At 58.8% G+C, this 8,910-nt stretch carries 7 protein-coding genes and 1 riboswitch; all 7 genes read right to left on the reverse strand.

Annotated elements, in window-relative coordinates; translation table 11 throughout:
- Positions 1-37: 37 nt before the first annotated feature.
- On the reverse strand, positions 38-1,258 hold the full coding sequence (locus SDD30_RS04245) for a molybdopterin-binding protein (RefSeq protein ID WP_434073694.1): 1,221 nt from the start codon (positions 1,256-1,258) through the stop codon (positions 38-40).
- A 138-nt stretch (positions 1,259-1,396) separates the two neighbouring features.
- On the reverse strand, positions 1,397-2,623 hold the full coding sequence (locus tag SDD30_RS04250; protein ID WP_434073695.1) for a molybdopterin molybdotransferase MoeA: 1,227 nt from the start codon (positions 2,621-2,623) through the stop codon (positions 1,397-1,399).
- Positions 2,624-2,641: 18 nt separating this feature from the next.
- Complete coding sequence (locus SDD30_RS04255) at positions 2,642-2,827, reverse strand: hypothetical protein (protein WP_434073696.1); 186 nt, start codon at positions 2,825-2,827, stop codon at positions 2,642-2,644.
- Between the two features lie 216 nt (positions 2,828-3,043).
- A riboswitch (molybdenum cofactor riboswitch) is annotated at positions 3,044-3,186 on the reverse strand.
- A 53-nt stretch (positions 3,187-3,239) separates the two neighbouring features.
- A complete protein-coding gene (locus tag SDD30_RS04260; RefSeq protein WP_434073697.1) occupies positions 3,240-5,105 on the reverse strand; it encodes an FAD-dependent oxidoreductase in 1,866 nt (621 codons plus the stop codon).
- Positions 5,106-5,122: 17 nt separating this feature from the next.
- Positions 5,123-6,700 (reverse strand): glycoside hydrolase family 26 protein, encoded by a 1,578-nt coding sequence (locus SDD30_RS04265; RefSeq protein WP_434073698.1) that lies wholly within the window; start codon positions 6,698-6,700, stop codon positions 5,123-5,125.
- Entirely contained in the window at positions 6,693-7,277 is a 585-nt protein-coding gene (locus SDD30_RS04270) for a 5-formyltetrahydrofolate cyclo-ligase (protein ID WP_434073699.1), read from the reverse strand. The genes SDD30_RS04265 and SDD30_RS04270 overlap by 8 nt, the downstream gene beginning before the upstream one ends.
- 525 nt (positions 7,278-7,802) lie before the next feature.
- Complete coding sequence (locus SDD30_RS04275; RefSeq protein WP_434073700.1) at positions 7,803-8,543, reverse strand: GGDEF domain-containing protein; 741 nt, start codon at positions 8,541-8,543, stop codon at positions 7,803-7,805.
- Positions 8,544-8,910: the final 367 nt, after the last annotated feature.

Consider the following 8,910-nt stretch of genomic DNA (forward strand, 5'->3'; position numbering starts at 1 on the left):
GCTTCTACCGAAAATAGTTGCAACTTACAGTAAACCGCTACGGGGCTGGCGGTACAGGCCGCAGGAGGTACACCATTACCTCTTGCCCGGCGGGGAAGCCCTCGGATAAACGGGGTACCACGACGATACCGTCGGCCCGGGCTAAGGCCATGATGGTTGCCGCCCCGCGTGAAGTGGGCGTGGCTATCAGCCGGTCGCCTTCCCGTTCCAGCCGGACGCGGACAAACTCCTCCCGACCCAGGGGGGAGTGGATCTTCCGGCTCAGGACGGCCCGTACCTGTGCCCGCGCCGGCGGGTTGCTTCCCTGACGGTAGTAAAGGACCGGTTTAACAAAAAGCTCGGCACAAAGGGCGGCCGACACCGGATAACCGGGTACGCCGATGACCGGCTTATCCCTAACGATCCCCAGGATTACCGGTTTACCCGGCTTGGTGGCCACGCCGTGGGTCAGGAGATGCCCCATTTCTTCTACCAGGCGGGCGGTGTAATCCTCGCGGCCGGCCGAGGAACCGGCGTTGATCAGGACCAGGTCCTTTTCCCCCAGGGCCCGGTCCAGGCGTTCCTTTAAAAGCTGGTAATCATCAGGCGTGATCGGGTAAACCTCCGGCGTACCGCCCCACTGGCCGACCAGAGCCGCCAGCATAGCGCCGTTAGATTCCAGGATTTCCCCGGGGGCCGGGTTGGGGTTCGGGGGCACCAGCTCGGTCCCCGTAGGCAGGATGGCCACCCCGGGCCGGGGCCGGACCTTGACCCTGGTCACCCCGGCCGCCAGGAGGCCGCCCAGGTCATAGGGCGAAAGGATATAATGGGCCGGTACCAGCATCTCCCCGGCGGTAATATCCTCCCCTACCGGCCGGACATTCTGGCCGGGGACGGCCGGCCGCCTGATGACGGCCGTAGTTTTATCCTGGAAGGTAACTTCCTCAACCATAATGACGGCATCGGTACCTTCCGGCAGGGGGTCCCCGGTATCCACCACCACGGCCTCCCGGCCCAGGGCCAGTTCAAGGGGTTTCTGTTCCCCGGCGCCGAAGGTAATTTCCGCCCGGACGGCGATGCCGTCCATGGCCGCTGCCGGGTAATGGGGGGAGGAGATGGCCGCATAAACCGGGGCGGCCGTCACCCGGCCCAGGGCCCTGGTGACCTCTATTTCCTCCTCCGGCAACTTAGTCAGGTAGCCACTGGACCTTAAAGCTCCCAGAAATTCCTCCAAGGCCTCCTGCCAGGGCCGGCTGGGGACAAAGACCTTGCTTGCCAATAGCAACCCTTCTCCCAGGAGTTTAATACAACTTAATTGATTTTCCGGACCAGCTCCGGTTTTGCTCCGCTTCCTCTCCGTTTTATGGACCATTGTCTCATAAAGTGAGATTTAACAACTTGTAATGGCAGCAAGTACCTACAACAATTCCACCTCTACCCTGGTACCAGCTTCCAGGCCTTCTGCCTCCAGGGGAATAACAACCAGCCCGTCGGCTCTGACCATGGTAGAGATAAGGCTCGATCCCCCCGGCAGGGGAACTGCCAGCGGGCCCTCCGGCCCCTTTTCCAGGCGTACGCGCAGGTAGTCCTCCCGGCCAGGGGTGGAGGTAACCTGCCGGTCCAGAGTAGCGGCCAGTACTTTCTCCTGCCGCTGGTCATAACCGCCGTAGCGCAACAGGGGTTCCAGAAGAACTTTAAAACTGACCATGGCGGAAACCGGGTGGCCGGGCAGGCCGAAGATCATTTTATCCCCGGCTAGGGCCGCCAGGGTAGGTTTGCCCGGGCGGATGGCTAAGCCGTGGAAGAGGATACCCGGTTGTCCCAGGCCAGCCAAAACCTGGACGGTTAAATCCCGGGTACCGACGGAGCTCCCGCCGGAAAGGAACACCAAGTGGTTTTCCGCCAGGGCCTCCCGCACCCGGGCCGTCAGGGTTTCCAGGTCGTCGGGAGCAATGCCGTAAAGGGCGGCTGCGGCACCACACTCCCGTACCAGGCCGTACAGGGTATAGGAGTTAATATCCCGCACCTGACCGGGGCCAGGCCGGGTCTCCGGGGCAACGATTTCATTCCCGGTGGCCAGGATACCCACCCGCCAGGGTTCGTAAACCGGTACGCGACCAATACCCAGGCTGGCCAGAACGCCCAGGTCCTGGGGCCGCAGGCGGTGCCCGGACCTAAGAACAGTGGCCCCGGCACGGACGTCGGATCCCCGGCGCACCAGGTCCTGGCCGGGGGCCACCGGCTGATAGACGGCGACCCGGTCGTCCTCCAGGGCCTCGGTGTTTTCGATCATAACCACCGCGTCTGCCCCGGGCGGCAGCATACTGCCTGTGGCCACGGCTACGGCTTCGCCGGGGTTAACCCTGGCCCCGGCCCTTTGCCCCATGGGTACCTCCCCGGCCAGGCGCAACAGGACGGGTGCACTTTCACGGGCGCCAAAGGTATCGACGGCCCGCACGGCGTAGCCGTCCATGGTGGCGCGGTCAAAACCGGGGATGTCTTCCCGGGCCACCACCGGCCGTGCCAGCTCCCGGCCCAGGGCTTCCGTCAGGGGGACAACCGTTTCCTGCCGTCCCGGCAAGGGCCAGTAGCCGGCCAGTTTCCTGCGGGCTGCCGCCAAGGTTATTACCTGAAAAAGTTCCACGTTTCTCACCCTGCCAATCTACTCAAAGCACCCCAGCTGGCACTGGATAATCTTGATCTTTAAGTCATCGGCAGCCTGACCCACTTCCCGCATGGGCACCTGCAGGCGGCGGGCCACTTCCTGGGCCACCAAGCAGGGCAGCTTACCGCCATGGTTAGCCGCGGCTTCTTGCACCGCCTCCCGAATGGCATCCTGCTTGACCATGATAACGCCTCCCTCTAAAATAAAGTAGCTCCTCCTGGACTGGCCCTGTTTGCCTTCGAGCCGAGGTCACCCCCTACCAACACCTACCAGCCTGGGGGTTTTCGTTTTTTTCGTTCTTAGCAGGGCCGCTGAACGGCTCGCCCGTTGATGGCTTTCCCGGGGCCGGAAAAATTAAAGGCACCCGGAAAGGGTGCCTGAAGCTAATCGCCCTGCCGAATAACCAGGGCCAATACTCCTTTCCTAATCCGGGAGGCAGGCCGGTTTCCCCACCCACCCCGTCGCTACCTGTTTAACAGGCAGGAGGCCAGCAGCCATAGCCTGGGAACCTTAGGCCCACTGGCTCGGAGGTTTATTTGGTTTGAACAGCTATGTTTATTGTAGCATAACCATCAAGAGCAGACAAGCAAAAGAGCTATTTCTTCCCCAGCAGGGCACAGAGGCGTTCCGTAGCGTAGTAAGCCTCGGCGCCGGTGACGGCCCCGGCCGGGTCGCTGCCGGTGTGATCCAGGGGCAGGAGGCCCTTCGCCCCGGCCATGGTTACGGCAGCCCCGGGGTCCAGGGTACTGGTATCCACTCCCAGATAAGTCAGGAGCAGCTTCGCTGCATCGCCCCGGTTGAGGTTGCCGGCGTCCAGGTAAGGTTTCAACAAGTCCGCCTTGGCTGCCACCAGATCCCCCCGGCCGGCGGCCCTTTTTAAGGCATTGGCCGTCATATAGTAAAAGCTGATGCGGCTGATGGGAGTATCCAGCTTCCAGTTATTATCATAACCGGCGACAATCAGGCCCCAGTGGTTGACAAACTTTAAGCCGCTGAAGGCCCAGTGATTCTCCAGGGGGTTCTTGATATGATAATCCTTGAGATAGGCCCCCATCTTTACCAGTTTGTCTTGGACAGCCTTAATGTCCTGGAGGCTGGCCGCCAGCTCCCGGAAGTTCTTATTTACTTGCAGGGAATAAACGGCTGCCACCCCGGCGGCGTCGCCGGTAGCCATGCCGATTGGGACCACCCGGGCGCTGCCGGCGGCCAGGTGGGTATAACCGGCCGAACGCCCTACCACCAGGAGGTTATCGATCTTCTCCGGCACCAGGGAACGGAAGGGAATGCTGTAAACTTCCGGCCGGCCATACACATAGCCGGTGTCCTGGGGCGAAGTAGCCTGGACATCCACCGGGTAGGAACCCAGGGCAATGGCATCGGGGAAGTACCGGTTAAAAACAACATCGTTTAAGTCCAGCTGGTAAAGGGCCTTAATATGCCGGGTCTCCAGCACATAGAGTTCTGGCGCTGTACCTAAAAGCTGCGCGCCGGCAAAACCGGGCAGATGGGTCTGTAAAAAGGCGGTTATGGCCGGCAGCTCCTGGCGGCCCAGTTCCATGGCCTCCTGCCGGGAGGCGGGGTTCAAACCGTCAACGCCGAAGATCTGCAGGGCGTTGATAAAGACTGAGCCATCATTCTGGCGGGCAATATTAAAACCACGCAGGCGCAAACGGGGGTTGGAAGGCTGATAACCCTTAGCGATGCTGTTAAAACCCCAGGCGGCCCGGTCAGAGATCTTGGCATCCTTGATCTGGCCCCCTACGGCCCCCGCCAGGGCTTGCCAGTCCACCCCCCCCAGGCGAAAGACCAGGGTAACCGCCTGGCGCCGGTCCTTCTCACCTATATCCTCGGCGCCTACGGTATAGGGCACGCCGGCGGCGGCGGCGACGCTGGCGTCCTGAGTGGCGTCGATGACCCGGCCGGCGTAGAAGGCCATCTCCTGCCCATCTTTAATAGCCCTGATACCCACCAGTTTATTACCCTCGAGGATAGGTTCCTTGAAAGATGTATTGAGGCTTACGGCCAGGTTCGGGTAACGCCCCACCATGGCAGCCAGTACCTTTTTGGCCTCACTTACATCAAAAACACTGCCATGGACCCGGCGGTAAAACTCCTGGAAGGTCCCCCGGGTCAAAAGCTCATAGTGGGGGCCGTAGTTCATGTCAATAAAGTTCAACCAGCCGTAGGTAAAAAGCCCGCCCAGGCCGTCCCGTTTTTCCACCAGCAAGACTTTGGCGCCCTGACCAGCGGCGGCGATAGCTGCCGCCACTCCTTCCGGTTGGCCGCCCACTACCAGAACATCATAGCTGGCTCCGGCCGCCGGTGCCGGCGCCGGGGGGAAGGTCGACGGGTCCGGCCCCGCACCGGTGCCCGCCCGCCAAGCCCAGAAGCGCCAGCCTGCCAGGGCGACTAAGAGCAAAATTAGACTGGCGGCAATAAGCCATCGCTTTTTACCTCGCAACAGGTGCTCTCCTTTCCTTACCGGGGGTAAACGGCCTGGAAGCGGTAGTGGGGATCCTGCAGTCCTTCCTTAAAGGCGGCCAGGCTCCGAGGTGAGGAATCCAGGTTATATAACCACTTGCCGTCTACCTGGTTAAACCATACGGCGATTTTAATGTTCGGGTAGCGGGTGGCCAGGTGCCGGAAGCACTGGCGAATCCAGGCCGCCTTATCGCCACCCTCCTCGTTACTGGCGAACTCCGTGATCATAAAGGGCTTGTCCGGGAAGTAATGCAGATACTCCCGGTACAGGGGGTCGTAGATGGTGTCAAAATCCCGCCAGACGTCGGCAGTATGGCTGGTGCCGTTGTTATAGCCCGTCAGGCCGATCCAGTCGACGGTTTTATCCCCCGGGTAGTACAGGAGGTAGTTATTCCACTTAAAGCTAGGAAAGGAACGGTCATGGGGGTTAAAGACAAAGATTACATTCTCGGCGCCTTCAGCCTTAAAGAGGTTATAAACGTGCTCCCAGGCCATTTTATAGATATCGGTATCTTTTCCAGTGTACCAGGCCGACCAGGTAGACCAGTCGCCGTTCATCTCATTGCCGAAACGAACGAAGACCGGGTCTCCCAGGCTTTTAAACTGCCGGGCCCATTCCCGCAGAATGGCATCATACTGGCCCTGGATCAGGCCGATTAGAGAAGTATCGTTCTTTTTCCCATACCACCAGGGCTGTAGGGCCACCATCAGGATGCGGTTATCATTATAGATTTTCTGCAACTCTGCCTGGTTAAACCTGGTATCAAAGGCAGCGTAGGTTATCAAAAATTGGAACTTAAAATCCAGTTGCTTCTCCAAGGGTAATAGCTTATCAAAGTACTGCATCTGGCCCAGCTTGTGAGGGTTAAGGATCCCCCACAGGGTCTTATCCGCCGGGATATTTAGGCGGTGGTGCTGGCCGGCGATGTTAACCTCCCGCTGGACCGGCGGCGCCGGCGGCAGGGCGGGGGCACCCCGGGCGGGCAGGGGTTTAAAGGTTAAGATAATCCGGCTCAAATCATTTGTCGCGGCAGGGAAATTCGTCTGGTTGCTCTTCAACATAAAGGTATAAACTGTTTTCCCGGCTACCAGGTCATACTCGCGGTAGTAGTTCAAGTCGCCGGGGGCCAGCTGCGGCCGGGTCCAGTCAAACTGCCAGGCGCTGTAGCCCCGCCAGTTCAGCTTTTTCTGGGCTTGCAGCTTGATCCCGCCCCAGCCCTCCTGGAGGCTGCGGTTGCTATAGAGAACGTATTCTTCCGCGCTTACCTTGCCCAGGGGTTGAGCGATAATGGTCAGTTTTACGTAGCCGTCTTTCGCCAGGATGGTGGCCACCCCGGGGATAACCTGCTGTTGCCAGTCATTAGGATAAGAGAGGCTGAAGCCGTCATAATTATTCTGGCATTCTTTCCAGTTTTCGGCGTTACCGCCAAAAATAATATTAACCGTAGCATCAGGCATCAGAGTGGCTGGTTGTCCCGGCTGGGTATACTGGCGCTTGGCCCCAAACACCAGCCCGGCACCCAGCACCAGAAGAAAAATAACGACTAATATAACCCAGGTCCATCTCTTAGGCAAATTTTTCATCCTTCCGGGTGATAATCTCTCCATCAGTAATTACCATATCCACCGGCCGGTCATGGACCTGGGGATAAACGTCGGCGACAATCTGTTCCGCAAAGGCCAGGGCGATGGTCCTGGCTCCGGGCCGCAGGGTGGCCAGAAAGCGGTCATAGTAGCCGGCGCCGTAGCCCAGGCGGTTGCCGGTGCGGTCAAAGGCCACGCCGGGGACCAGAACCAGGTCGATGATTTCCGGTGCCACGGGTCGCAGGGTTTCCGGCCGCGGTTCCAGGATCCCCCAGGTGCCAGGCTGCAGGTCCCCGGGGAAGTCGGAAACCTCCGCAGCCAGGAGGCGTCGCCCCTCTGACAGGCATAAAGGCACAGTTACCCTTTTACCTTGCTCCAGGGCCGCAGCGATCAGGGGGAAGGTATTGACCTCGCTCCCGAAGGATACATAGCACATCAGCACCCTGGCCTGTTCCCAGGCCGGCAAGGTTAAAAGGCGCCGGGTAATCAGGGCGCTTTTTTCTTCCCTGGCAGCGGCGGCCAGGGAGTTGCGCCGGGCGATAATTTCTTTACGTAGTTGCTTTTTCAATGGCACCGCCCCATAAATGAACTATTCCTATAGGTCAAATCTACCTCTAGAGATTAGACATCAACCGCCAGAATCCTTCCCCGGAGCACGGCATTCAGATGGAAAAGAACAAACCCCGGTCAGGTTGGCCGGGGTATAAGGGCAGAGGCTATCCTGGGTTGCGGCAGCGCCCTGGCCATTCTGGTACCGGAGGTGAGCCTTCCCCAACCGTAGGCAAGGCTTATCTTGCCCTTATGCACAGGCTTTTCCACAGCCTCACTACAGTTAAATCAATGCTTTGCGCCATTTATCCACCGCCGGTACTGAAACCGGAACCAACTGGCCTGGATAATTATCCACAGCAGGGGAGGCTATGATTCCCGGTTAATCACAGGTTTATCCACATTATCCACAGGAAAAGTCGTCCACAAAAACAGCAGTTCAGGTCCCAGGACGGTCCCGGGACCTGTTAATTAAGGGGTAAATCGGGGATACTATTAAACCTCTTGATTTGCAAGGGGTTTTATGATCGAAAAACCGCTTTTACTAACCGTTGCTAACGAGCCAGGACTTCAGGGCCTTCATCCTGCGGTTGACCGTGTTGGGTTTAAGGTTTCTCACGTTCCGCATATAATAGCGGTTCTTCTTGGCTTCTTTCTCAGCGTACATGCGCGCGTCTGCAGCGGAGAGGAGAGAGCGGGCATCCTCGCCGTCCTCGGGGCTGTAGGCTACCCCCGTAGAAAGGCCAACCTCAATCTCCCCAGTAGAAGGCAGCTCCGCCATTAGGTTCTCTTTAAGCCTGGCCTTGAACTTTTCTACTCGCGGGCCCTCCCTGGCAAACAGAACTACAAATTCGTCTCCCCCGTACCGGGCAGCTATGTCTTTTTCACGCGTTGCCTTTTTGAGGGCTCTTGCGGCTGCCCGCAAAACTTCATCCCCTATCTGGTGGCCAAGGTTGTCGTTTATTTGTTTCATGTTATCCAGGTCGAGGACGGCCACCGCAAAACTGTCGCCTCGTTCTAACCTGCAGTCCAGTTCCCGGAAAAAGGTCCTGCGGTTGTAAAGGCCTGTTAAAGAGTCGGTAACTGCTTCTTTCTTGAGCGCCAGGGCTACCAGGTGGAATTTCAAGGTCAAAAAGTACATGGCCAATATAGTCACTGCCGTGCCGGCGTTCACCAGCACCAGGTCGCCCAGGATCCTTCCCCAGCTTTCGGGAAGACCAAGTTTACCCCAGTAAGCACTCAGAAAAGTGCCGGTACCCATAGTTACTAGTCCTAGCAGCAGCAATTTCTCTGGCCCGCGTCCTTTCCGGTTACGCCCTTTATGAAGGCAAATCCCCATGCCCAAGACGGACAGAAAATATATCACCGTTTTACAGAACTCAGACAAGGCCTTCGCCTGCTCGACACTCATTATTCAGATGACCTCACATCTTTCTATAAGCTGATCAATTTGGCAGTGCGCGCCAAGAAACTCAGCTTGTTGGGGAGGTAGGCTTTCGCCATGGTATGACCCGGCTCTGGTCAGCGCGGCCGCCTCAGTAGAAAAAGTATTTCGCCAAGCAAAGCTATTAGGGTGGGGGGGGGGGGGGGGGGGGGGGGGGGGGGGGGGGGGGGGGGGGGGGGGGGGGGGGGGGGGGGGGGGGGGGGGGGGG

Source organism: Moorella naiadis (nom. illeg.) (assembly GCF_051020825.1).
GTDB lineage: Bacteria > Bacillota > DSM-521 > Neomoorellales > Neomoorellaceae > Neomoorella > Neomoorella naiadis.

Excerpts from the sequence above, each read along its gene's own strand:
- SDD30_RS04255 (WP_434073696.1), bottom strand. The coding sequence starts at position 2,827 with ATGGTCAAGCAGGATGCCATTCGGGAGGCGGTGCAAGAAGCCGCGGCT.